The 21718-nt window shown below is 63.1% G+C and carries 21 protein-coding genes and 1 pseudogene; 14 read left to right on the top strand and 8 right to left on the bottom strand.

Annotated elements, in window-relative coordinates; genetic code table 11:
* The first annotated feature begins 12 nt into the window (after nucleotides 1–12).
* The 5 genes from IQ26_RS30240 (at nucleotide 13) to IQ26_RS30220 (ending at nucleotide 3904) form a co-directional block, all read left to right on the top strand.
* Nucleotides 13–939, top strand: coding sequence for a YVTN family beta-propeller repeat protein (locus IQ26_RS30240; RefSeq protein WP_162458119.1), 927 nt, complete (start codon nucleotides 13–15; stop codon nucleotides 937–939).
* Between the two features lie 38 nt (nucleotides 940–977).
* Nucleotides 978–1478, top strand: a complete 501-nt coding sequence (locus IQ26_RS30235; RefSeq protein ID WP_145722028.1) for a cupredoxin domain-containing protein — start codon at nucleotides 978–980, stop codon at nucleotides 1476–1478.
* A 139-nt stretch (nucleotides 1479–1617) separates the two neighbouring features.
* Nucleotides 1618–2406, top strand: a complete 789-nt coding sequence (locus IQ26_RS30230; RefSeq protein WP_145722027.1) for an ATP-binding cassette domain-containing protein — start codon at nucleotides 1618–1620, stop codon at nucleotides 2404–2406.
* Nucleotides 2407–2441: 35 nt separating this feature from the next.
* Nucleotides 2442–3275 (top strand): ABC transporter permease, encoded by an 834-nt coding sequence (locus IQ26_RS30225; protein ID WP_162458118.1) that lies wholly within the window; start codon nucleotides 2442–2444, stop codon nucleotides 3273–3275.
* On the top strand, nucleotides 3275–3904 hold the full coding sequence (locus IQ26_RS30220; RefSeq protein ID WP_145722023.1) for a hypothetical protein: 630 nt from the start codon (nucleotides 3275–3277) through the stop codon (nucleotides 3902–3904). The genes IQ26_RS30225 and IQ26_RS30220 overlap by 1 nt, the downstream gene beginning before the upstream one ends.
* A 26-nt stretch (nucleotides 3905–3930) precedes the next feature.
* On the opposite strand, the gene IQ26_RS30215 is transcribed toward IQ26_RS30220, so the two are convergent.
* The 3 genes from IQ26_RS30215 to IQ26_RS30205 form a co-directional block, all read right to left on the bottom strand.
* Complete coding sequence (locus IQ26_RS30215; RefSeq protein ID WP_145722022.1) at nucleotides 3931–4131, bottom strand: hypothetical protein; 201 nt, start codon at nucleotides 4129–4131, stop codon at nucleotides 3931–3933.
* Nucleotides 4132–4301: 170 nt separating this feature from the next.
* A complete protein-coding gene (locus IQ26_RS30210; RefSeq protein WP_145722020.1) occupies nucleotides 4302–5117 on the bottom strand; it encodes an oxidoreductase in 816 nt (271 codons plus the stop codon).
* A 92-nt stretch (nucleotides 5118–5209) separates the two neighbouring features.
* Nucleotides 5210–5626, bottom strand: coding sequence for a hypothetical protein (locus tag IQ26_RS30205; RefSeq protein WP_240547301.1), 417 nt, complete (start codon nucleotides 5624–5626; stop codon nucleotides 5210–5212).
* Nucleotides 5627–5715: 89 nt separating this feature from the next.
* On the opposite strand from IQ26_RS30205, the gene IQ26_RS30200 reads away from it, so the two are divergent.
* Nucleotides 5716–6147, top strand: a complete 432-nt coding sequence (locus IQ26_RS30200) for a winged helix-turn-helix transcriptional regulator (protein ID WP_145722018.1) — start codon at nucleotides 5716–5718, stop codon at nucleotides 6145–6147.
* A 67-nt stretch (nucleotides 6148–6214) separates the two neighbouring features.
* On the opposite strand, the gene IQ26_RS30195 is transcribed toward IQ26_RS30200, so the two are convergent.
* From IQ26_RS30195 to IQ26_RS30180, 4 genes and pseudogenes are all read right to left on the bottom strand, one after another.
* Complete coding sequence (locus IQ26_RS30195) at nucleotides 6215–6673, bottom strand: nuclear transport factor 2 family protein (protein ID WP_145722016.1); 459 nt, start codon at nucleotides 6671–6673, stop codon at nucleotides 6215–6217.
* Between the two features lie 46 nt (nucleotides 6674–6719).
* Nucleotides 6720–6911 (bottom strand): annotated as a pseudogene (locus IQ26_RS30190) (cell division protein FtsZ); the annotation flags it as partial.
* A gap of 135 nt (nucleotides 6912–7046) precedes the next feature.
* On the bottom strand, nucleotides 7047–8351 hold the full coding sequence (gene fabF, locus IQ26_RS30185) for a beta-ketoacyl-ACP synthase II (RefSeq protein ID WP_145722014.1): 1305 nt from the start codon (nucleotides 8349–8351) through the stop codon (nucleotides 7047–7049).
* A gap of 47 nt (nucleotides 8352–8398) precedes the next feature.
* The gene (locus tag IQ26_RS30180; protein ID WP_145722013.1) at nucleotides 8399–8977 is read right to left on the bottom strand and encodes a TetR/AcrR family transcriptional regulator; all 579 of its coding nucleotides are present in this window, start codon (nucleotides 8975–8977) and stop codon (nucleotides 8399–8401) included.
* An 87-nt stretch (nucleotides 8978–9064) separates the two neighbouring features.
* Here IQ26_RS30180 and IQ26_RS30175 point away from each other — a divergent pair, with 87 nt between their 5' ends.
* The 3 genes from IQ26_RS30175 (at nucleotide 9065) to IQ26_RS30165 (ending at nucleotide 14039) form a co-directional block, all read left to right on the top strand.
* Nucleotides 9065–10177, top strand: coding sequence for an efflux RND transporter periplasmic adaptor subunit (locus IQ26_RS30175; RefSeq protein ID WP_145722011.1), 1113 nt, complete (start codon nucleotides 9065–9067; stop codon nucleotides 10175–10177).
* Complete coding sequence (locus IQ26_RS30170; RefSeq protein WP_145722009.1) at nucleotides 10174–13284, top strand: efflux RND transporter permease subunit; 3111 nt, start codon at nucleotides 10174–10176, stop codon at nucleotides 13282–13284. The genes IQ26_RS30175 and IQ26_RS30170 overlap by 4 nt, the downstream gene beginning before the upstream one ends.
* Nucleotides 13285–13424: 140 nt before the next feature.
* Nucleotides 13425–14039, top strand: coding sequence for a TetR/AcrR family transcriptional regulator (locus tag IQ26_RS30165; protein ID WP_145722007.1), 615 nt, complete (start codon nucleotides 13425–13427; stop codon nucleotides 14037–14039).
* Between the two features lie 30 nt (nucleotides 14040–14069).
* Here IQ26_RS30165 and IQ26_RS30160 read toward each other — a convergent pair whose 3' ends face one another.
* Complete coding sequence (locus tag IQ26_RS30160) at nucleotides 14070–15029, bottom strand: LysR family transcriptional regulator (protein WP_145722005.1); 960 nt, start codon at nucleotides 15027–15029, stop codon at nucleotides 14070–14072.
* A 121-nt stretch (nucleotides 15030–15150) separates the two neighbouring features.
* On the opposite strand from IQ26_RS30160, the gene IQ26_RS30155 reads away from it, so the two are divergent.
* Genes IQ26_RS30155 through IQ26_RS30135 form a run of 5 tightly spaced genes read left to right on the top strand, consistent with a single transcriptional unit; the run spans nucleotide 15151 to nucleotide 21715 of the window.
* On the top strand, nucleotides 15151–16197 hold the full coding sequence (locus IQ26_RS30155; RefSeq protein ID WP_145722004.1) for a class 1 fructose-bisphosphatase: 1047 nt from the start codon (nucleotides 15151–15153) through the stop codon (nucleotides 16195–16197).
* Nucleotides 16198–16202: 5 nt separating this feature from the next.
* Complete coding sequence (locus tag IQ26_RS30150; RefSeq protein ID WP_145722003.1) at nucleotides 16203–17075, top strand: phosphoribulokinase; 873 nt, start codon at nucleotides 16203–16205, stop codon at nucleotides 17073–17075.
* A gap of 10 nt (nucleotides 17076–17085) precedes the next feature.
* A complete protein-coding gene (tkt, locus tag IQ26_RS30145; protein ID WP_145722001.1) occupies nucleotides 17086–19107 on the top strand; it encodes a transketolase in 2022 nt (673 codons plus the stop codon).
* 13 nt (nucleotides 19108–19120) lie between these two features.
* Complete coding sequence (gene fba / locus IQ26_RS30140; protein WP_145721999.1) at nucleotides 19121–20200, top strand: class II fructose-bisphosphate aldolase; 1080 nt, start codon at nucleotides 19121–19123, stop codon at nucleotides 20198–20200.
* Between the two features lie 21 nt (nucleotides 20201–20221).
* Nucleotides 20222–21715 (top strand): ribulose-bisphosphate carboxylase large subunit, encoded by a 1494-nt coding sequence (locus IQ26_RS30135; protein WP_145721997.1) that lies wholly within the window; start codon nucleotides 20222–20224, stop codon nucleotides 21713–21715.
* The last annotated feature ends 3 nt before the right edge of the window (nucleotides 21716–21718 follow it).

Raw genomic sequence — 21718 nt, 5'->3', positions numbered from 1 at the left:
GCGACCGGCTTCATGGCCGGCCCGGCGGCGGCCTATACGGCCTATGTTTCCAACGAGAAGGACAACACGATGAGCGTCGTCGACACCGCGACGATGCAGGTGGTGAAGACCGTCAATGTGGGGCAGCGTCCGCGCGGCATCACCATCTCACATGACGGCAAGCACGTTTATCTCTGCGCCAGCGACGATGATTCGATCGAGGTGATCGACACGGCAACCCTGGAGATCGTCGATACCTTGCCCTCCGGGCCCGACCCGGAACTCTTCGTGCTCTCGCCTGACGGCAAGACACTCTACGTCGCCAATGAGGACGACAATCTCGTCACCGTCATCGACATCGAGAGCAAGAAGGTGCTGGCCGAGATCCCGGTCGGCGTCGAACCGGAAGGCATGGGCGTCAGTCCGGACGGAAAGACCATGGTCAACACGTCGGAAACGACGAACATGGCGCATTTCATCGATACGACGACCCACGAGATCACCCACAATGTACTGGTGGACACGCGTCCGCGCTTCGTCGAGTTCACGCCCGACGGCAAGCAGGCCTGGGTGAGTGCCGAGATCGGCGGCACGGTTTCGGTGATCGACAATGAAACGCGCGAGATCGTCCACAAGATCACCTTCGAGATTGCTGGGCTGAGGGCCGAATCCATCCAGCCGGTCGGCGTGCGCATCACCGCCGACGGCAAGAAAGCCTATGTGGCGCTCGGACCGGCCAACCGCGTCGCGGTGATCAACACTGAGACATACGAGGTCGAGAAATACGTGCTGGTCGGCCAACGTGTCTGGCAGCTCGCCTTCACCCCGGACCAGAAGACCATCATCTCGACCAACGGCGTATCGAACGACATCACCTTCATCGACGTGGCGACCGACGAGCCGGTGCAGTCGGTGACCGTCGGCGCGCTGCCGTGGGGTGTCGTCGTCTCGCCCAATTGAATCAAACAGGCAGAAAAACAGCAGAAGGGTAGGAAATCATGCGGAAATTTCGGGCACTTGCATTCGCTGCATTGGTCGGCATGGCACTCACGCAGGGCCACGCCTGGGCGCAGGACGACGACGATGACGATGACGCAGCCGCCGGTGCCGCCACCAAGACGGACGCCAGTCCCGAAACCGAGAAGGCAACCCGGGCCAGCAAGGACGTGCCGGAACTTATCCTCGGCGCCAAGGACGACCAGTTCACCGTCAACCAGAAGGACTTCCAGCTGATCGCCGGCCAGGGCTATCGCTGGAAGATCACCGCGGCCGGCGGGCTGGAGTACAAATTCCATACCGACCTCTTCCGCAATGTGTGGAACAATCAGATCGTCATCAACGACCTCGAGGTGCACATGAACGGCGCGCCCGCATGGCTCGAATTCGACGCCGACGGCACCATCCAGGTACAGTTCACCACCGTGAGGCCCGGCATCTACACGTGGTCGGTGCCCGACCTCGCCGACAAGGGCATGAAAGGCACGATCACGATCAAGTAGGGTCAGCGGCAAGTGGGGTCACCGGAAAGCAGGGCCTGCGCCATCGAGCCCGGTGCGCCAGACTGCCGGTGCGCCGGGCTCCTAGTGTGCTAGACTCCCGGGGCGCTAGACTATCGTCGACGACAAGGAGCCAGCCGGCGTGCAGCATGTGAGGACAAGCGGGCCAGGAGATGAGGTGGCGGCGCTCGACGTTGCCGGCGTCGGCCATTTCTATGGTCCGAAGCGGGCGCTCAACGACGTTTCGTTCTCGATCGCGCCGGCGACTTTCACCGTTCTTCTCGGCCTCAACGGCGCCGGCAAGACAACCCTGTTCTCGCTGATCAGCCATCTTTACGACACGCGCCGCGGATCGATCCGCATCTTCGGCCATGACGTCAGCCGCGCCTCGGGCGAAGCGCTCAGGCGTGTCGGCATCGTGTTCCAGGCACGCACGCTCGACCTCGATCTCAGCGTCCACCAGAACCTCTCCTACCACGCCTCGCTGCATGGCATCGGAGGACGCGAGGCCCGGCAGCGTATTGCCGCGCTGCTCGATACAGTGGACATGCAGGGCCGTCAGCATGACAAGGCACGCAGTCTTTCCGGCGGCCAGATGCGGCGCATCGAGATCGCCAGGGCACTGCTCCACCGCCCGTCCCTGCTGCTGCTCGACGAGGCGACCGTCGGCCTCGACATCCAGTCGCGCGCGGGCATTCTCGCCACCATTCGCAAGCTCGTCGAAACCGAGGGCATCGGCGTGCTGTGGGCGACGCATCTGATCGATGAGGTCGAAGACGGCGACCATGCCGTCGTCTTGCGGCAGGGCGACCTAGTCGCCAAGGGCAAGGTGGCCGATGTCGTCAGGGCGAGCGGTGCCGGTTCGATCCGCGACGCCTTTTCGAGGCTCAGCCGCATCGAACCGGCCGGCAGCGCGGAGATATCGCCATGAGCGCTCCCGCAATGCCCGAAAAAGTCGCCGGCATCATGCCGAGGTTCGAAAAATTCGGCCTGCGCCACTATCTCATCTGCCTCAAGGGCGTAGTCCTGCGGGAGTGCCTGCGCTTCCTGCACCAGCGCGAGCGCTTCATATCCTCGCTGGTTCGGCCGCTCATCTGGCTGTTCATTTTTGCCGCCGGATTCCGGCAGGTGCTCGGCGTATCGATCATCCCGCCCTACAAGACCTACGTGCTCTACGAGGTCTACATCACGCCGGGCCTGTGCGGCATGATCCTGCTGTTCTCGGGCATGCAGTCTTCGCTGTCGATGGTCTATGACCGCGAGATGGGCAACATGCGCACTTTGCTGGTTAGCCCCTTCCCGCGTTGGTTTCTTCTGGTGTCGAAGATGCTCGCCGGCGTCGCCGTATCGATCGCGCAGGTCTACGCGTTCCTGATCGTTGCCTGGTTCTGGGGCGTCAAGGCGCCGCCGCTCGGCTATCTCATGGTGCTGCCGGCGCTGTTCCTGTCGGGCATGATGCTTTGCGCGCTCGGCATGCTTTTGTCCTCGATGATCAAGCAGCTCGAAAACTTCGCCGGCATCATGAACTTCGTCATCTTCCCCGGCTATTTCGCCTCTCCGGCGCTGTATCCGTTGTGGCGCATCCAGGAGGCGAGCCCGCTGCTTTACAAGATCTGCCTCGCCAATCCGTTCACCTATGCCGTCGAACTGATCCGCTTCGCCTTCTACGGCCAGGTCGACTGGCTTTCGCTGGGCGTCGTTGCCGGCTGCACAGTGCTGTTCCTTGCCGCCGCCATCATCGCCTACGACCCTTCGCGCGGCCTGATAACCCGCAAACAGGACACGGGAGGAAATGCCTGATGGCACGAATGAGCCTTGTTCGCGGCCTGGTTGCGCTTGCCCTGCTCGCGCCTGGCGTGAAAGCCAACGCGGCGAACGCCGATCCGGACTGGCCCTGCATACAGCGCAAGGTGCCGCAACTCTCGCTCGGCCAGATCTGGAACGGGCCGGAGCTTCCCCCGGCGGCGAAGGGCTGGTCGAAGGACCCCGCCATTTCCGAGTTGGTAGAGGAGGTGGCAGCCCGGAGGGTGCCGATTGCGGAAGCCCAGAAGAAGATCAGGGATTTCGCCGCCGCCATGCCGGCTGAGCAGCTTGCACCGAAAATGGCGATGCTGGTGCAAGGCATGTTCGACCACATGGACGCCGAGCGTTCGCAGGTGATGTCGGGCATTTCCCGTTACGCCCGCAAGCAGATCGAAATGGCCGCCGGCTTGCGCAAGGAAGCGTCCGACGTCGATGCGTTGCGGGCAAAGCCCGATGCGGGTCCCGACGAAATCCAGCGGCGAACCGATCAACTGACTTTCGCAACGCGAATTTTCAATGAACGCGTCCAATCGCTGACCTACGTCTGCGAGGTGCCGACGATAATCGAGCAGCGGCTCTATCAACTGTCCAAGACTGTCTCGGAGACGCTAGCCGCGAAGAAATAGACCTTATCCGATCTTCGCGGCGGATCTCATATCCCGCGGCCAGGCAGCACGCGCCAACGCTGCACGAAATAGCCGGGATGTGTCTCGACCCACCGGGCCACCAGCGGCTGCGCCTGCATGAAGGCGGTCCCGGGATTCATCGCCAGGCCGTCCACCATTTGTTCGCGCTGTTCACAGGTCTGCGGCACATCGGTCAGGCAGACCATCATAACGAGTGTGTAAAGCATTACCCCTTGTCCCCATCGAATTCCCGAACCCCATGCCCGGGAGGTTTCCGAGATACCGACCAGTCTGCAGGGGTCGCACATACAGATCGCTTACAGGCGTGAAAGGACGTGGCCCCCGTTCTTTTCGCAGTGCAACATAACATACTGCTTATCTAACGCCAACGGTCGCCTCAGACCGGCAACCCGTTCTGCTTTCGCAGGCTCTTGTCGAATGCGGACGCGGGGACGAAACGGCGCAGGAGACTGACCTGGCGCGCCATTTTTCCCGCCGCATAGCGCCTCCTCGGAACGGCATCGGTCGCAGCCGCCAAAATCGTCTTGGCTACCACTTCGGGCGAATCGCCTTTTTCCATTGCTTTGCGCACGACTGCGTTCATGCCAGCGCGCGCAGCGTCATAGATATCAAGCAACTGGTCCGGCCTGGCGAGATTGTCTTCGAAGGACGTGCGGGTATAGGCGGGTTCGACCAATGCAACGCGAATCCCGAACGGGCGCAGTTCGTGGTCGAGCGATTCGGAATAGCCTTCGATGGCATGTTTGGTCGACGCATAAAGCGCGAAATAGGGAGCTGGGATGAACCCCTGCACCGAACTCAGATTGACGATTCTACCCTTGCCTTGACGGCGCATTGTCGGCAGGACCGCGTTGGTCACGCGGAGCACGCCGAAGACGTTCACATCGAACAGTGCCTGAGCCTGCGCCAGCGAGGACTCTTCCGCGCCGCCGAACAGACCCATGCCGGCATTGTTGACGAGCAGGTCGATGCGCCCGGTCTCGGCCAGCACGTCATCGACCAGTTTCGCCACCGACGCGTCGTCGGTCACGTCACAGGCCAGCATGGTCAGGCCGTCAGAGTTTTTGGCGGCTGCGCGACGGCTGGTGCCGAACACGCGGAAACCGGCGCTTTGCAAAGCTATGGCCGTCGCGCGCCCGATGCCGGAGGACGCCCCCGTCACCAGGGCGACGCCAGGATTGGTCTTGTTCATCGAAATCATTTCTTTCTTTGGGTTCGATTGCCGGCTGCAGGCGTGCGCACAAATGGAGATGTGGCGCACTCCCCGGCGATCCGATGAGGCCATTACTCGGCAATGGCCCCAGTTCGCTGGTTGGACACCGATCCCACCTCGGTGACGGTAAGCTTGTCGCCGGAGCGCGAAATCTCGAGGCTTTGGTCGGGTTCGCCCAATTTCCGCGGCACGGATATCGTAGCCGACTGCCCTTCGGAGAGAGTGGCCGAGAAGCGCATCGGGAGCCCGGCCTCACCATCGGCTATCGTTGCGATCACCCGATAGCCGTCATTTTCGTCGGTGTAGTGTAAGACGCCGCGAAAACCGCCGAGATGGATACTCTCCCCGGCCATGGCCGACAGCTCACCGGCATGCAGCGGGGACACGGCCAGGCCGAATGCCATCACACCACCGATGAGGCTGATCGCCGCGAGGCTTCGCTGACGGCTAGGTTCTAGATGGGTGACGCCAAGATTGGTCTTGTTCATGGTAGGCACTCCTTTCTTTGTGCTGGATTAGGTATCGAAATGATGTTACTATCATTTCGATATCAAGTCACTATCAAAATGATACGAACATGAAAAATCTTTCCGACGCCTCTTGCCCGATCGCCCGCAGCCTTACCTGCGTCGGCGATGCGTGGAGCATGTTGATCCTTCGCGACGCGAGCCAGGGGCTCACCCGCTTCGACGAATTCCGGAAAAGTCTGAGCATCGCCCCCACCATCCTGACCCGGCGGCTGGCGACGCTGACGGAGGAGGGATTACTGGAAAAGCGGCGCTACTCGGAGCGGCCTCCGCGCGATGAGTACGTGCTGACCGCCGCCGGACGCGACTTCTTGCCGGTGCTCATCTTGATGGGTGCGTGGGGACGCCAGTACCGTGGCGAAGGCAGGTTGGCGCGATACATAGACGCAGAGACAGGCGATGAAATCGAGCCGGTCGCCGTGGATGCCGTCACAGGGGCAAAGATCGGCACCCGTCCAATTCGCGTTGCAACACCCGAATAGCATCCGCCGTCAGTCGCCGCGTGACGACCAAGCTTGACGTCACAGAGCGTCGCGCTTGCCGCTTTGGCTAACTTACAATTGGTTCGGCGACAGCTTCTTCGAGGCCAGCTGCCGCTTGGGCGGCAAGACCACGGCCCGCTGCTTGTGAATCTTGAAATTCCTCGAGTGCATGGACCCTGCCCCACCGCAGGGTGAACACGTGGAGACCACGGTTCACGTACGACGCGCCGCCGTTGAGCAACGTTGCGGTGCCGTCCCACTGGGCAAACACGGTGGTATGCCACGGCCAGCCCTGCACCCAGATGTGGTTAACCGTGAGATGGAGGTTAGGCAGGACGCGGCCGAGGCGCTCAAACCAGCGGCGCAGGGCTTCTTTGTCGTGGCGCTCACCACCAAGCGCGTGGGCGCCGGAAACGCGGTGATGGACATACGGCGCGACTGCTTTCACCGCCTCATCCCAGCGATGGTTGTTGACGTGGTCGAAGGTCTTTCGGATTTCATTCTTCACAATGTAACTGTATAACATTGGACTTCTCCTCCAAAGCGACAGTGGGATTGGGATGGCATCAAGCGTTGACGCCCAGCTGGATCAGGCGCGATGCCTTCGACATGGCGAGCGCCTGGGCATCGGTGTTCGCAACAATGAACTCTGCGCCCTCAAGGTTCTGCGCGATCATGTTGTTGACGGCGTTTCCACCGCCGCCGCCCACGCCGATCACGGTGATCCTGGGCTTCAGTTCAACGATGTTGGGGGTGGCAGTCATCGCCAATCTCCAGCGAGTCGGAATCCAAGCCTGTGACGGCAGGGAGCACACGAATAGGGTAATGCCCGTCTCCCGCGCGGGATCAGGCGGGGGGCGATCGCAAGCGTCGGGCTGCCAGGCGTCAGAGGCAGGGCTTCAATCACCGGACTCTCCGATGCTCGCACCGGCCAGCTCGTCCGTACAGCGCCGGAATAGTGCGCTGGCATTGACGCCTCCGAAGCCGAAGCCATTGGAGATTGCGTAGTCCATCCCCATTGGCCGGGGCTGGTTTGCGACGAAGTCGATCCCCTCGCCGGCTGGATCCGGAGCGCTCAAATTGAGGGTCGGCGGAGCCACTTGATCCCTGAGTGCCAGGATTGTGAAGATGGCTCCAAGCCCGCCGGCGGCTCCAAGCAGGTGTCCGGTCGCTGACTTCGTTCCGCTGACAGCTATGGTGAAATCTGCGCCGAAGACTCTTCTGATCGCCTCGATTTCCCCCAGATCGCCGACGGGCGTGGAGGTCGCGTGCGCATTGAGGTGGCGAACCTCACGCGCCGAAATGTCGGCCTGGGCGATCGCGATCTCCATGGCTCGGCGCGCACCGTCGCCGTCCTCGGGACCGGAAGTGACGTGATGAGCATCCGCCGTCGTGCCGTAGCCGACGAGTTCAGCGATCGGTTTCGCGCTGCGCGCAAGCGCGTGGTTCAATTCTTCGATGACCAGGACACCGGCTCCTTCGCCCATGACGAAGCCGTCACGCAACATATCAAAGGGGCGCGAGGCTTGAGCCGGCGTCTCATTGAAGCCGGTGGAAAGGGAGCGAGCCGCGGCAAAACCACCGAGACTGACGATGTTCATGCATGCTTCCGTTCCACCGCACACGGCGATATCGGCTTCATTGGCGCGGATAAGGCGAGCCGCATCGCCGATCGCCTGAATGCCGGCCGCGCACGCCGTCACCGGTGCGCCGAGTGGTCCTTTGAAGCCGTAGCGGATCGAGATGTGGCCCGCTGCGAGGTTCACCAGGAAGGATGGCACTGTAAAAGGTGATAGGCGGCGGACGCCGCGCCGGTCGACCGTGCGTACCGCCTCGGTTATGGCCGGGAACCCGCCAACGCCCGAGGCGATGATCGTGGCCGTGCGCAAGCGATCCGCTTCCGAGACGGGTGCCCATCTTGCTTGGGCGAGTGCCTCTTGTGCAGCCGCGAGCCCGAAGAGGATGAACCGGTCTACCTTGCGCTGGTCCTTCGCAGCCAGGACGGTATTCGGATCGAAGCCGGCTTCGGGGTCTTCTTCCAGGGAGGGAACCACCCCTCCGATCTTCGCCGGAAGGTCTCCCACCACATCGTCCGGAAGCCTCCGGATGCCCGAGCGACCGGCCAGGAGGCGCGACCAGGACGCTTCGACGTCGGCAGCAAGGGGCGTGACCGCTCCCATGCCTGTAACGACAATCCGTCGCATCTATTCTCCTATCAATTTGGGTGCGCCGCCAGCGTTGCCCACGCCGTTCAAGCGGCGACTGCTTCGCGAATCTGATTGGTCGCCGCATCCAGAAAGGCCTGCGCGAGGTCGGGGTCGTTGACGACGCGCGATAGTGTCAGCGCACCGACCATCGTCGAGAGAATGGCCATGGCCTTTCCATCGGACTCCTCGCCATTGGTCTCGGCAATGAAACGGCCAAGGATCTCGAGATGCTCCTTGATCCCCGCTTCGAACGGCGCTTTCACGTCCACGCCCTGTCTGGCGGCATCCGAACCGAGCGCTACGATCGGGCAGCCGTCCATCCTTTCTCCGCGATGGTCCATACTGAGGTAGAACGCGATCACCGCGCCAAGTGGATCCTCTGGTTTTGCTGCGGTCGCGGCCGACCATCGGAGGGTGGCGCTCTCCATTGCCCGCCTGGACGCCTGCGCCGCCAGGTCCTCCTTTGATGCGAACTGCTTGTAAAAGGCGCCTTGGGTCAGCCCGGCACCCTTCATCAGATCCTTGAGGCCGATGCCGTCAAAGCCTCGCTCCCGAAAAAGGCGGCTTGCCACATTGATCACGGTTTCGCGGTTTTCCGCGGCCTGACTGCGACTTACGCGCATCGTCATCTCCTTTTTTAGATTGCATTCGTAATCTATATCGAATATAGAGTGTGAATGCAATCTATTTTTGATGTGAGGGCGACGGGCATGAAAAAGAGAAATCTTGTGGTATTAGCCGGTGTCTTGGCCGCAGCGTCAGTGTCGGCGGCATTCGCCACATTTGCCCTTTCCACTCAGGAAACCTCCACCGTGAGCGACCCGAGACAGGAACGGCCGATCGTCAGGCTAGTGACGGCAGCGCCGGTGGCCGGGTCCGAACGCAACTTCACCGGCATCATCGGAGCGAGGGTGGAGAGCAATCTCGGTTTTCGCGTCCCCGGCAAAATCGTGGAACGGCTCGTGGATGTCGGTCAGGAGGTCAAGGCCGGTCAGCCGCTGATGCGGATCGACGATACCGACCTTCGCCTCGCGCTCACGGCGAAGCGCAACGCCGTTGCCGCAGCGCGTGCGATGGTCGTTCAGACGGAACCGGACGAACGGCGATACGCCAGTTTGCTTAAGGATGGATTTGTCCCCCGACAGCGCTACGAGCAGGCGACGGCCGCGCTGGATACGGCCAAGGCGCAACTCGCCGCCGCCGCCGCGGAGGCAAGGGTCGCCGAGAACGAGGCAGCCTACGCGGTCCTCTTGGCGGACGCGGATGGAACGGTGGTTGAGACGCTTGGGGAGCCGGGGCAGGTCGTCTCCGCCGGCCAGGCGGTGGTGCGGGTCGCCAAGGCCGGCGCCCGCGAAGCGGTGGTCGCGCTTCCCGAAACAATCCGGCCGGCGATCGGGTCGGCGGCCGAGGCCAGCGTGTATGGTGGCGATGGGCGTCGCTATACGGCACGTCTCCGGCAATTGTCGAACTCCGCCGATGTCCGTACCCGTACTTATGAGGCGCGTTATGTGCTCGACGGTGAGGCCGCAGCAGCGCCGTTTGGCGCGACGGTAACCGTTCGGCTTGCGAGCCCGGCACGCCAGGCGGAAGTCCAGGTGCCGCTGGGAGCCGTGCTCGACGACGGTGAAAAGACCGGCGTCTGGGTCTTGGACAGCGCCACCTCGACGGTGAAATTTCAGCCCGTCCAGCTTGTTCGGGTGACCAGCGAAACCGCCGTGGTCACCGGACTGAACTCAAACGACCCGATCGTTTCGCTCGGCGCCCATCTCCTGCAGGAGGGCGCGCGCGTCAGGACTGCGTCTGAAAGCGGAGACAAGGGATGAACCTCAATCTTTCCGCAATCGCCGTTCGCGAACGGGCCGTCACCCTGTTCTTCATCCTCCTGCTTGTGGCCGCCGGCGCCTATGCGTTCCTCATGCTCGGACGGGCGGAGGATCCCAACTTCACCATCAAGACCCTGACGGTCACGACGGCCTGGCCGGGCGCGACGGCACATGAGATGCAGGATCTCGTCGCCGAACCGCTGGAGAAGCGGCTGCAGGAGCTGGCCTGGTACGACCGGGTGGAGACGACCACACGGCCAGGCTATGCGTATATGACTGTCACGCTGAAGGACAACACACCGCCATCCGTCGTGCAGGAGGAATTCTACCAGGCCCGCAAGAAGCTCGGGGATGAAGCCCGCAACCTGCCGCCGGGCGTCTATGGCCCCTTTGTCAACGACGAATATTCGGACGTGAGCTTCGCCCTTTATGCGCTGAAGGCCAAGGGCATGCCGATGCGTGAACTGGCCAGGCAGGCCGAAGTGATCCGCCAGGACCTACTGCATGTGCCCGGCGTCAAAAAGATCAATATTCTCGGTGAACGTCCCGAACAGATATTCGTCGAGTTTTCCTATGCCAAACTGACGACCCTCGGCGTGTCGGCACAGGACATCGTCGCCGCCTTGCAGCGGCAGAACACCGTCACGCCGGCGGGCTCGATCGACACAAAGGGGCCGCGAGTCTTCATCCGGGTCGACGGCGCCTATGACAGTGTCCAGGGGATCGCCGACACGCCGATCGTCGCTGCCGGGCGGACGTTGAAGCTCTCCGACATCGCCGAGGTCCGCCGAGGCTACGAGGACCCTCCCACCTATCTCATCCGACGCCAGGGCGAGCCCACGATCATGCTCGCGGCGGTCATGCAGGAGGGCTGGGACGGCCTCGCGCTCGGCAAGGCGCTGGAGGACAGGACAGCGGCCATCGCAAAGACACTGCCGCTCGGGATGACGCTCGACAAGGTGAGCGACCAGGCCGTCAACATCACCTCGGCGGTTGACGAATTCATGATGAAATTCGCGATGGCGCTCGGCGTGGTGCTGCTGATCGCCCTGATCAGCATGGGTTGGCGCGTCGGCATCGTCGTCGCGGCCGCCGTCCCTCTGACGCTTGCCGTCGTGTTCCTCATCATGCTGGAAACCGGTCGGTTCTTCGACCGCATCACGCTTGGCGCCCTCATCCTGGCGCTTGGCCTTCTCGTGGACGATGCCATCATCGCCATCGAGGTGATGGTGGTGAAGATGGAAGAGGGAATGGATCGCATAAAGGCGGCGGCCTATGCGTGGAGCCACACCGCGGCGCCGATGCTGTCGGGAACCCTCGTCACGATCGCCGGCTTCCTGCCGGTGGGCTTCGCGCGCTCGACGGCGGGCGAATACGCCGGCAACATCTTTTGGGTCGTGGGGTTCGCCCTCATCGTCTCCTGGATCGTCGCGGTGATCTTCACGCCCTATCTTGGCGTTAAGATGCTGCCCGAGATCAAACCGGTCGAAGGCGGCCACCACGCGATCTACAACACACCGAACTATCGGCGCCTGCGGCGGCTCATCACCTTTGCTGTGCGCCACAAGTTCGCAACCTCCGGTATCGTTGCTATCGCCTTCGCACTTTCCGTTGTCGGCATGGGTTCCCTCAAACAGCAGTTCTTCCCGACATCCGACCGCCCCGAAGTGCTGGTGGAGGTTCGCCTGCCGGAAGGCACCAGCATCGAGACGACAACCGCCACAGTGAAGAAGCTCGAAGACTGGCTGGACGAACAGCCCGAGGCCGAAATCGTCACGAGCTATGTCGGTCAAGGCGCTCCGCGCTTCTTCTTCGCGATGGCGCCGGAGCTGCCTGACCCTGCCTTCGCCAAGGTTGTCGTGCTGACCCCGGACGCCGAGGCACGTGAGGCTTTGAAGCACCGGCTCCGAGAGGCGGTATCACAGGGGCTTGCACCCGAGGCCTATGTGCGCGTCACGCAGCTCGTGTTCGGCCCCTACACGCCGTTCCCGGTCGAGTTCCGGGTCATGGGACCCGATTCCGCGCAACTGTACAGCATTTCCGAAAAGGCCCTCGACATCATGCGGGGCGTTCCGGACGTGCGGCAGGCCAGCCGCGACTGGGGCAATCGCACGCCTGTGCTCCGCTTCGTCCCCGACCAGGATCGGCTGAGCCTCATTGGCCTCTCGCCGGCCGAGGCGGCCCAGCAACTACAGTTCCTGCTCACCGGCATCCCCGTTACGCAGGTTCGCGAAGACATCCGCAATGTCCCCGTCGTGGCACGCAGCGCCGGCGGCGAGCGGCTGGATCCGGCGCGTTTGGCGGACTTCTCCCTGATGAGCCGGGACGGCCGCTCGATACCGCTCGACCAGATCGGCCATTCGGAAATTCGTCTAGAAGAGCCGATCCTCAAGCGCCGCGATCGCACGTCCGTCATCACGATCCGCTCGGACATCAATGAGGCGACCCAGCCTCCTGAGGTTTCCAGGGAGATCATGAAGGCGCTTCAGCCGCTGATCGCATCCCTTCCGGCCGGCTATCGCATCGAATTGGGCGGATCGATCGAGGAGGCTGAAAAGGCCAACACCGCGCTAGCCAAAGTCTTCCCGGTCATGATAGCCGCCATGCTGATCGTTATCATGCTGCAGGTGCGGTCCTTCTCGACGATGTCCATGGTCATGCTGACGGCGCCGCTTGGCCTGGTCGGCGTCGTGCCGATGCTGCTCACCTTCAACCAGCCCTTCGGCTTCAACGCCATTCTGGGCATGATAGGACTGGCCGGCATCCTCATGCGCAACACGCTGATCCTGACTGAACAGATCAAGGAGAACCGTGCTGCCGGCCTTGACGACTATCACGCCGTCATCGAGGCCACGGTGCAACGCACGAGGCCCGTGATCCTGACGGCACTCGCCGCCGTGCTGGCCTTCATCCCCCTCACGAGCTCCGTCTTCTGGGGATCGATGGCCTATACGCTGATCGGCGGCACGGCGGTCGGCACGGTGCTGATCTTGCTCTTCCTTCCCGCGCTCTATGCCGCGTGGTTCCGGATCAGGCCGACTGCCGATGAGAACCATGAGGTATCGACGGAGGAACCGGAACAGCGAATAGCAATGGCTGCCGAGTGAGGCCCTTTTGTCAGAGGAGACGGGTCAAGTTCTCGCCCCCGGCTTTGCCTGAACATACGCAGGGCCAGCTGCACGTCTTGCCGCTTACAGATGATCCACGGCGAATCCGGCAGATCGCTTCATCAGTTCTGGAGACATCCGTGAATCGCTCGGTCCGAACGCGAACTGATCCCGACGAGGTGCGTGCGCGCATCCTGGACGTAGCGGAGGAGCACTATCGTCGCATCGGCTACCACAAGACGTCGGTGGCCGACATCGCCACTGTACTGGGCATGAGCCCGGCGAACGTCTACCGTTTCTTCCCCTCCAGGGGTGCGATCAACGAGGCCATCTGCGGGCGGGTCATGAACGAGGTCGTTGACATCGCCTTTGCGATCGCACGCGCGAACGCGCCAGCCTCGGAGAAGCTCGACCGGCTCCTGACTGCCGTTCACCACCACAACAAGACGAAACTGGCCAAGGAAAAGCGCATGCACGCCTTGATTGTCGCCGCCATGCAGGAAAACTGGGCGATCGTCAGGGCGCATGTCGAGCGGATGGCGACGATCTTCGAGGCGATCATCCGCGAGGGCATCGAAGCGGGCGAACTCAAGGTCGAAGATCCCTCGGGAGCGGCGCGTGCGGTCAGGACCGCGTTCACGCCGTTCTTCCACCCGATTCTGATCGAGCAGTGCGTTCAAAACGGCGAAGACACCGAAGCGGCCCTGCGCGAGCAGATTCGCTTTATCCTGAAAGCTCTCGGCACGTCGAACTAAGGCGTGCCGTACGCAGGGCGGCCGCGCGCCCTAACTCGCGCGATCTCTGGTGTTCGGCTCGTCGTGCGGATAGAGCTTGCCGAACAGGGGCAGGTACATCGCGCCCTTGCGCATCAGGAAATCGTGGAACGTCGCCATGGCCGGCGAGACCGCGTGATCGGTGCGCATCACCGAAAACCATTGCCGGCGGATCGGCATGCCGACAACGTCGAGGATGACCAGCCGGCCGGCTTCGGTTTCCGCGGCGATGGTGTGGGCGGAGATGAAGGCGATGCCGAGACCGGCCATCACCGCCTGCTTGATCGTCTCGTTCGAGCCCATCTCGACGCCGAGATCGTCGATGCGGCCGGGCACGTCGCTCAGGAATATTTCCAGCGAGATGCGCGTGCCGGAACCGGGCTCGCGAATGATGAAATGCTCTTCGGCGATCCGCTCCTTGGAAATGTCGCGTGCCGACGCCAGCGGGTGGTCGGGCGGCGCGATGATGACCAGCGGGTGATCGCCGAAGACCGAGGCACGCACCGGGACTTCCTTCGCCGGGCGTCCCATCAGCGCGATGTCGATGTCGTGGTTCTTCAGACTGTCGATCGTTTCGGCGCGGTTGCCGATGGCGAGCCGCATGTCGATGTCGGGATGCTCCTTCATGAAGCCGGCCATCAGCCGCGGCGCGAAATATTTGGCGGTGGAAACGACGCCGAGCCTCAAGCTGCCGGTGCGCACGCCCTTGATCGCATCCATCTTGTCTTCGAGCAGACGAAGCCGCTCCTCGATGGCCTGCGCCGTCTCGACGAAGGCCAGACCTGCGGCAGTGGGACGCATGCCGTCCGACGTCCGGTCGAACAGGGCCAATTGGAACTCCTCCTCCACCTGCCGCAACTGGATCGTCACCGCTGGAGGAGACAGGCCTAACACCTTGGCCGCACTGACGATTTTTCCATGGCTGATGATCGCCTGAACGGTCTTGAATTGCTTGAGCGTGAGGTTTCTCATAGCGCATACTAAAATTTTTTTACTGCTAAAGTAAAGTTATTGAATTTTACTTATCCGGCATCGTTTGTTTTCATTTCCCAATCCGGCCTCCGAGGAGATGCGGCTGGATCGGGAGGTTACAATGCCAGCGGCGACGCTCGACGCATTTCTGAATTCCTATCTTGGCCCGCCCGACGAACTGCGCTCCGCGGTCGTCGCGACCATCCGTCAGTTGACGCAGGCCGCCACCAAGATCCGCAACACCATCAATCAAGGGGTGCTCGGCGCCGCCTTTGCCGGAACCCGCAGCGCCAACGCCGACGGCGACATCCAGAAGGATCTCGACATCTTCGCCGACGATATCTTCCTCGACGCCATGCGCCACGCTCCGGTGGCGCTCTACGCCTCAGAGGAACTGGAGCTGCCGGTCCTGCTAGACAGGCAGGCGCCTCTCGCCATCGCCATCGACCCGCTCGACGGCTCTTCCAACATCGACACCAACGTGTCGATCGGAACGATCTTCTCGCTCCTCCCTGCAACTGGCGCGCCGGATGGAAATCCGGCCGCCTCTTTTTTGCAGGCAGGCGTGAACCTGTTGGGGGCCGGTTTCTTCATCTATGGGCCGCAGCTGGCGCTCGTTCTGTCGCTCGGCAGCGGCACGCATGTCTTCGTTCTCTCGACCAGGCTCGGCACCTTCGTCCAGGCCTACGAGAGCCGGATCATCCCGGCGCGCACCCAGGAGTTCGCCATCAACGCCGCCAATTACCGGCATTGGGACGAGGCGGTGCGGCTCTACATCGACGACTGCCTCGAAGGCACCGAAGGCCCACGCGGAAAGGATTTCAACATGCGCTGGATCGCATCCCTGGTTGCAGACTGCTATCGGATATTGATGCGCGGTGGTGTGTTCCTGTATCCAGGCGACCAGCGCAAGGGCTACCGCCAGGGGCGGCTGCGCCTCGTCTACGAGGCCAACCCGATCGCCTATCTCGTCGAACAGGCGGCCGGCGCCGCCACCGATACGATCACCCGCATCCTCGAGATCGAACCCGAGAGCCTGCACCAGCGCGTGCCCGTGGTGTTCGGATCGGCGCGGGAAGTCGCGCGCATCACCCGCTACCACACCGAGCCCAGCGCGATCGGCGAGCGTGCGCCGCTGTTCAGCCGCCGCGGCCTTTTCAGGGCCTGAGCACCATGTCGGCAAAGCACCCCATCATCACCATCACCGGGTCGTCGGGCGCAGGCACCACCTCGGTCAAGCGCGTCTTCGATCTGATCTTCCGGCGCGAGAATATCGAGGCCGCCTTCATCGAAGGAGATGCATTTCACCGCTACGACCGCGCCACGATGAAGGCGAAAGTGACCGAGGAGGAGAAGGCGGGCAACCCGAACTTCACCCATTTCAATGCCGAGGCCAACGAGCTCGCAATCCTCGAAGAGGTGTTTGAGGAGTATGGCCGCCGGGGAACCGGAAAGACCCGCACCTACATCCATGACGAGGACGAGGAGAAGCAGTACGGCACGCCGCCGGGACATTTTACCGAATGGCGCGAGTTCCCTCCGAGCGACCTGCTCTTCTACGAAGGCCTGCATGGCTGCGTCGTCACCGACAAGATCGACCTTGCCAGGCACGCGGACCTCAAGATCGGCGTGGTGCCGGTCATAAATCTCGAATGGATCCAGAAGATCCATCGCGACCGCGCAACGCGCGGCTATTCCACCGAAGCGGTGATGGACGTGATCCTGCGCCGCATGCCGGACTATGTCCGCTACATCGTCCCGCAATTCTCGCAGACGGCCATCAACTTCCAGCGCGTGCCGATCGTCGACACGTCCAACCCGTTCATCGCGCGCTGGATTCCGACGCCCGACGAATCGATGCTGGTCATCCGCTTCGCCAATCCCCGCGGCATCGATTTCCCATACCTGCTTTCGATGATCCACGACTCGTTCATGTCGCGGCCGAATTCCATCGTGGTGCCAGGCAACAAGCTCGACCTTGCCATGCAGCTGATCCTGACGCCGCTCATCCTGCAATTGATCGAACGCAAGAAACGCGTGTCGTGAGGAGGACGCCATGACCAGCCAAGCAGCCTTGAAGCCTGTCGCCGCCGCCGTCTCGGAGCGCGATATGGCGAACGCCATTCGCGCGTTGGCGATGGACAGCGTCCAAGAGGCCAATTCCGGTCATCCGGGCATGCCGATGGGCATGGCCGATGTCGCGACGGTGCTGTTCAGCCGCTTCATCACCATCGATCCGTCCACGCCGGACTGGCCCGATCGCGACCGCTTCGTGCTTTCGGCCGGGCACGGCTCGATGCTGCAATATGCGATGCATTACCTCCTCGGTTACAAGGACATGCCGGTCGAGGAATTGCAGCGGTTTCGCCAGCTGGGCAGCCGCACCGCCGGACATCCCGAATTTGGCCATGCCCTCGGCATCGAGACGACGACCGGTCCGCTCGGACAGGGCATTTCGACCGCCGTCGGCATGGCGCTGGCCGAGCGCATGCTTGCCGCCCGCCACGGCGCCGATCTCGTCGACCATTTCACCTACGTGATCGCCGGCGACGGCTGCCTGCAGGAAGGCATCAGCCACGAAGCGATCGACCTTGCCGGCCACCTGAAGCTCTCCCGGCTGATCGTCTTCTGGGACGACAATGCGATCTCGATCGACGGGCCGACGTCGCTGTCGACATCGATGGACCAGCCGGCCCGGTTCAAGGCCGCCGGTTGGCATGTCCAATCGGTGGACGGCCACGACACGGAAGCCGTCGCCGCGGCGATCGAAGCGGCGCAGCAGTCGGATCGGCCGTCTTTGATCGCCTGCCGCACGGTGATCGGCAAGGGGGCGCCCAATCTGGGCGGTTCGGAAAAAACGCACGGCGCGCCGCTGGGCGATGCGGAGATCGCCGCGACGCGCGAAAACATCGGCTGGGCCTACGCGCCGTTCGAAGTGCCGGACGACATCCTCTTTGCCTGGCGCGAAATTGCCGAGCGCGGGCAAGCGGCACGGCATGCCTGGGAGCAGCGGCTTGCCGCCTCCCCGCGGCGCCAGGCCTTCGAGAGCGCGATCGCCGGCAAGCTGCCCGACGCTGTCTTCGAAGCGCTCGGCGCGTTCCGCAAGGAGCATGTCGAGAAGGCGACCAAGGTTGCAACGCGAAAAGCCTCCGAAATGGCGCTGGGCGCAATCAATGCCGCAACCGAGCTGACCGTCGGCGGCTCCGCCGACCTGACGCATTCGAACCTGACGATCACCAAGGGCATGGACCGTATAGCGCCGGATGACTATGCCGGCCGCTACATCCACTACGGCATCCGCGAGCACGGCATGGCCGCGGCCATGAACGGCATCGCGCTGCATGGCGGCTTCGTGCCTTATGGCGGCACGTTCCTGTGCTTCGCCGACTATGCGCGCGGCGCGATGCGGCTCTCGGCGCTCATGGGCCAGCGCGTCGTCTATGTGATGACGCATGATTCCATCGGCCTCGGCGAGGACGGCCCGACCCACCAGCCGGTCGAGCATTTGGCGATGCTGCGGGCGACGCCGAACCTCAATGTCTTCCGTCCGGCCGACATCATCGAAACGGCGGAATGCTGGGAATTGGCGCTGAAGAGCGAGAACCGGCCGAGCGTGCTGGTGCTCTCGCGCCAGAACCTGCCGATGCTGCGCCAAGCACACAGCGACCCGGCATACAGCGACGAGAACCGGTCGAGCCAGGGCGCCTACATCCTGCGCGAGCCAGCTGGGCGCCGCGCCGTGACGCTGATCGCCACCGGGTCGGAGGTCGAGATCGCCGTTGCCGCCGCCGAACGGCTGGAGACCGAGCACGGCATCGCCGCCGCGGTCGTCTCGATGCCGTGCTGGGAGCTCTTCGAGGAACAGGACGCCGGCACCCGCAAGGCCGTCCTCGGCTCGGCGCCGCGCATCGCCATCGAAGCCGCGGCGCGGCTCGGCTGGGACCGCTGGATCGGCGACACCGGCGCTTTCGTCGGCATGGCCGGTTTCGGCGCCAGCGCCCCTGCCCCGGATCTCTACCGGCATTTCGACATCACGCCCGAGGCCGTCGCCGCGGCGGCGCTGAAGCTCATCATCTAGGAGAAACCCGACAATGGCCCGCATCACCCTTCGCCAGCTTCTCGACCACGCCGCCGAGCACGGCTACGGCGTTCCGGCATTCAACATCAACAACATGGAACAGGGCCTCGCCATCATGGAGGCGGCCAAGGCTTGCGACGCGCCGGTCATCATCCAGGCTTCGCGCGGCGCCCGCTCCTATGCCAACGACATCATGCTGGCCAAGATGATGGAGGCTTTGACCGAAATGCATCCGGCCATTCCGCTCTGCATCCACCAGGATCACGGCAACAACGAAGCCACCTGCCTTTCGGCGATCCGCCACGGCTTCACCTCGGTGATGATGGACGGGTCGTTGATGGTGGACGCCAAGACGCCGGCGAGCTACGACTACAACGTCGCCATCACCGAACGTGTCGCGCGCATGGCGCATTGGGTCGGCGCTTCCGTCGAAGGCGAGCTCGGTGTGCTCGGCTCGCTGGAAACCGGCCAGGGCGAAGCCGAGGACGGGCACGGCGCCGAAGGCGCGCTTTCCCACGACCAGCTTTTGACCGATCCCGATCAGGCGGTCGACTTCGTGACCGCCACCCGGGTCGACGCGCTGGCGATCGCCTGCGGCACCTCGCACGGCGCCTACAAGTTCAGCCGCAAGCCCGATGGCGGCATCCTGGCCATGCAGGTGATCGAGGCGATCCACGAAAAGCTGCCCGACACGCATCTGGTCATGCATGGCTCGTCCTCGGTGCCGCAGGAACTGCAGGACATCATCAACAAATATGGCGGCGAGATGCCCCAGACCTTTGGCGTTCCGGTCGAGGAGATCGAGCGCGGCATCCGTTACGGCGTGCGCAAGGTCAACATCGACACCGATTGCCGCATGGCCATGGCCGGGCAGTTCCGCCGCGTCGCGACGGAGGACCCGCGCGAATTCGATCCGCGCAAATTCCTGATACCCGCCATGGACGCCTTGCGCGACCTGTGCCGCGATCGCTTCGAGCGCTTCGGCACCGCGGGCAACGCCTCGAAGATCAGGGTCATCGCCATGGACGAGATGGCGAAACGTTACGCCGCGGGAAAACTCGACCCGCACATCGCAACCGCGAAAGCCGCCTGAGCGGCAAACAGGAGACCTGTCATGAACAAGATCGACATGCCGTCAGCAGGCACGCTCAAGGAAGGCAAGGAACGCTACAAGTCAGGCGTCATCCCCTACAAGAAGATGGGCTACTGGGAGCCGGACTACCGGCCCAAGGAGACCGACCTGATCGCCATGTTTCGGATCACGCCGCAGCCCGGCGTCGACCACGAGGAGGCGGCGGCCGCCATCGCCGGCGAATCCTCGACCGCGACGTGGACCGTTGTGTGGACCGACAGGCTGACCGCCTGCGAGCTCTACCGCGCCAAGGCGTTCAAATCCGAGCCGGTGCCGAACACCGGTCCCGGCACCAGGACCGAGCAACAATACTTCGCCTACATCGCCTACGACCTCGACCTGTTCGAGCCGGGCTCGATAGCCAACCTGACTGCATCGATCATCGGCAACGTGTTCGGCTTCAAGGCAGTCAAGGCCTTGCGGCTCGAGGACATGCGCATCCCGGTGGCTTACCTCAAAACCTTCCAGGGCCCGGCGACCGGCATCGTGGTGGAACGCGAGCGGCTCGACAAGTTCGGCCGGCCGCTGCTCGGCGCGACGACGAAGCCGAAGCTTGGCCTGTCAGGCCGCAACTACGGCCGCGTCGTCTACGAGGCGCTGAAGGGTGGCCTCGACTTCGTCAAGGACGACGAGAACATCAACTCGCAGCCCTTCATGCACTGGCGCGACCGCTTCCTCTACTGCATGGAGGCTGTGAACAAGGCGTCGGCCGCCACCGGCGAAGTCAAGGGCCATTATCTCAACGTCACCGCCGGCACGATGGAGGAGATGTACGAGCGCGCCGAATTCGCAAAACAGCTTGGCTCCTGCATCGTCATGATCGACCTGGTCATTGGCTACACGGCGATCCAGTCGATGGCCAAGTGGGCACGCCGCAACGACATGATCCTGCACCTGCACCGCGCCGGCAACTCGACCTATTCGCGCCAGAAGAACCACGGCATGAATTTTCGCGTGATCTGCAAATGGATGCGGATGGCCGGCGTCGATCACATCCATGCCGGCACGGTGGTCGGCAAGCTGGAAGGCGACCCGCTGATGATCAAGGGGTTTTACGACACGCTGCGCGAGGAGCGCACGCCGCAGAACCTCGAAACCGGGCTGTTCTTCGATCAGGACTGGGCCTCGCTCAACAAGGTGATGCCCGTCGCCTCGGGCGGAATCCATGCCGGCCAGATGCACCAGTTGATCCATTATCTCGGCGAGGACGTAGTCCTGCAGTTCGGCGGCGGCACGATCGGCCATCCGGACGGCATCCAGGCCGGCGCGACGGCCAATCGCGTCGCGCTGGAGGCGATGATCCTCGCCCGCAACGAAGGCCGCGACTATCTGCGCGAAGGGACCAAGATCCTCGAACAGGCAGCCAGATGGTGCACGCCGCTGAAGGCGGCCCTGGAGACCTGGAAGGACGTCACCTTCAACTACGAATCGACCGACACGGCCGACTTCGTGCCAACCGCAACGCCCAGCTTCTAGACG

The sequence above is a fragment of the Mesorhizobium tianshanense genome (assembly GCF_007830515.1).
GTDB lineage: Bacteria > Pseudomonadota > Alphaproteobacteria > Rhizobiales > Rhizobiaceae > Mesorhizobium > Mesorhizobium tianshanense.
The sequence above is the reverse complement of the archived record's forward strand: the minus strand, read 5'-3'. Positions and strand labels throughout refer to the sequence as shown.

Coding starts and splice junctions, on each gene's coding strand:
- IQ26_RS30240 (WP_162458119.1), top strand. CDS start 13: ATGGCCGGCCCGGCGGCGGCCTATACGGCCTATGTTTCCAACGAGAAG.
- IQ26_RS30235 (WP_145722028.1), top strand. CDS start 978: ATGCGGAAATTTCGGGCACTTGCATTCGCTGCATTGGTCGGCATGGCA.
- IQ26_RS30225 (WP_162458118.1), top strand. CDS start 2,442: ATGCCGAGGTTCGAAAAATTCGGCCTGCGCCACTATCTCATCTGCCTC.
- IQ26_RS30220 (WP_145722023.1), top strand. CDS start 3,275: ATGGCACGAATGAGCCTTGTTCGCGGCCTGGTTGCGCTTGCCCTGCTC.
- IQ26_RS30215 (WP_145722022.1), bottom strand. CDS start 4,131: ATGCTTTACACACTCGTTATGATGGTCTGCCTGACCGATGTGCCGCAG.
- IQ26_RS30210 (WP_145722020.1), bottom strand. CDS start 5,117: ATGAACAAGACCAATCCTGGCGTCGCCCTGGTGACGGGGGCGTCCTCC.
- IQ26_RS30205 (WP_240547301.1), bottom strand. CDS start 5,626: ATGAACAAGACCAATCTTGGCGTCACCCATCTAGAACCTAGCCGTCAG.
- IQ26_RS30200 (WP_145722018.1), top strand. CDS start 5,716: ATGAAAAATCTTTCCGACGCCTCTTGCCCGATCGCCCGCAGCCTTACC.
- IQ26_RS30195 (WP_145722016.1), bottom strand. CDS start 6,673: ATGTTATACAGTTACATTGTGAAGAATGAAATCCGAAAGACCTTCGAC.
- fabF (WP_145722014.1), bottom strand. CDS start 8,351: ATGCGACGGATTGTCGTTACAGGCATGGGAGCGGTCACGCCCCTTGCT.
- IQ26_RS30180 (WP_145722013.1), bottom strand. CDS start 8,977: ATGCGCGTAAGTCGCAGTCAGGCCGCGGAAAACCGCGAAACCGTGATC.
- IQ26_RS30175 (WP_145722011.1), top strand. CDS start 9,065: ATGAAAAAGAGAAATCTTGTGGTATTAGCCGGTGTCTTGGCCGCAGCG.
- IQ26_RS30170 (WP_145722009.1), top strand. CDS start 10,174: ATGAACCTCAATCTTTCCGCAATCGCCGTTCGCGAACGGGCCGTCACC.
- IQ26_RS30160 (WP_145722005.1), bottom strand. CDS start 15,029: ATGAGAAACCTCACGCTCAAGCAATTCAAGACCGTTCAGGCGATCATC.
- IQ26_RS30155 (WP_145722004.1), top strand. CDS start 15,151: ATGCCAGCGGCGACGCTCGACGCATTTCTGAATTCCTATCTTGGCCCG.
- IQ26_RS30150 (WP_145722003.1), top strand. CDS start 16,203: ATGTCGGCAAAGCACCCCATCATCACCATCACCGGGTCGTCGGGCGCA.
- tkt (WP_145722001.1), top strand. CDS start 17,086: ATGACCAGCCAAGCAGCCTTGAAGCCTGTCGCCGCCGCCGTCTCGGAG.
- fba (WP_145721999.1), top strand. CDS start 19,121: ATGGCCCGCATCACCCTTCGCCAGCTTCTCGACCACGCCGCCGAGCAC.
- IQ26_RS30135 (WP_145721997.1), top strand. CDS start 20,222: ATGAACAAGATCGACATGCCGTCAGCAGGCACGCTCAAGGAAGGCAAG.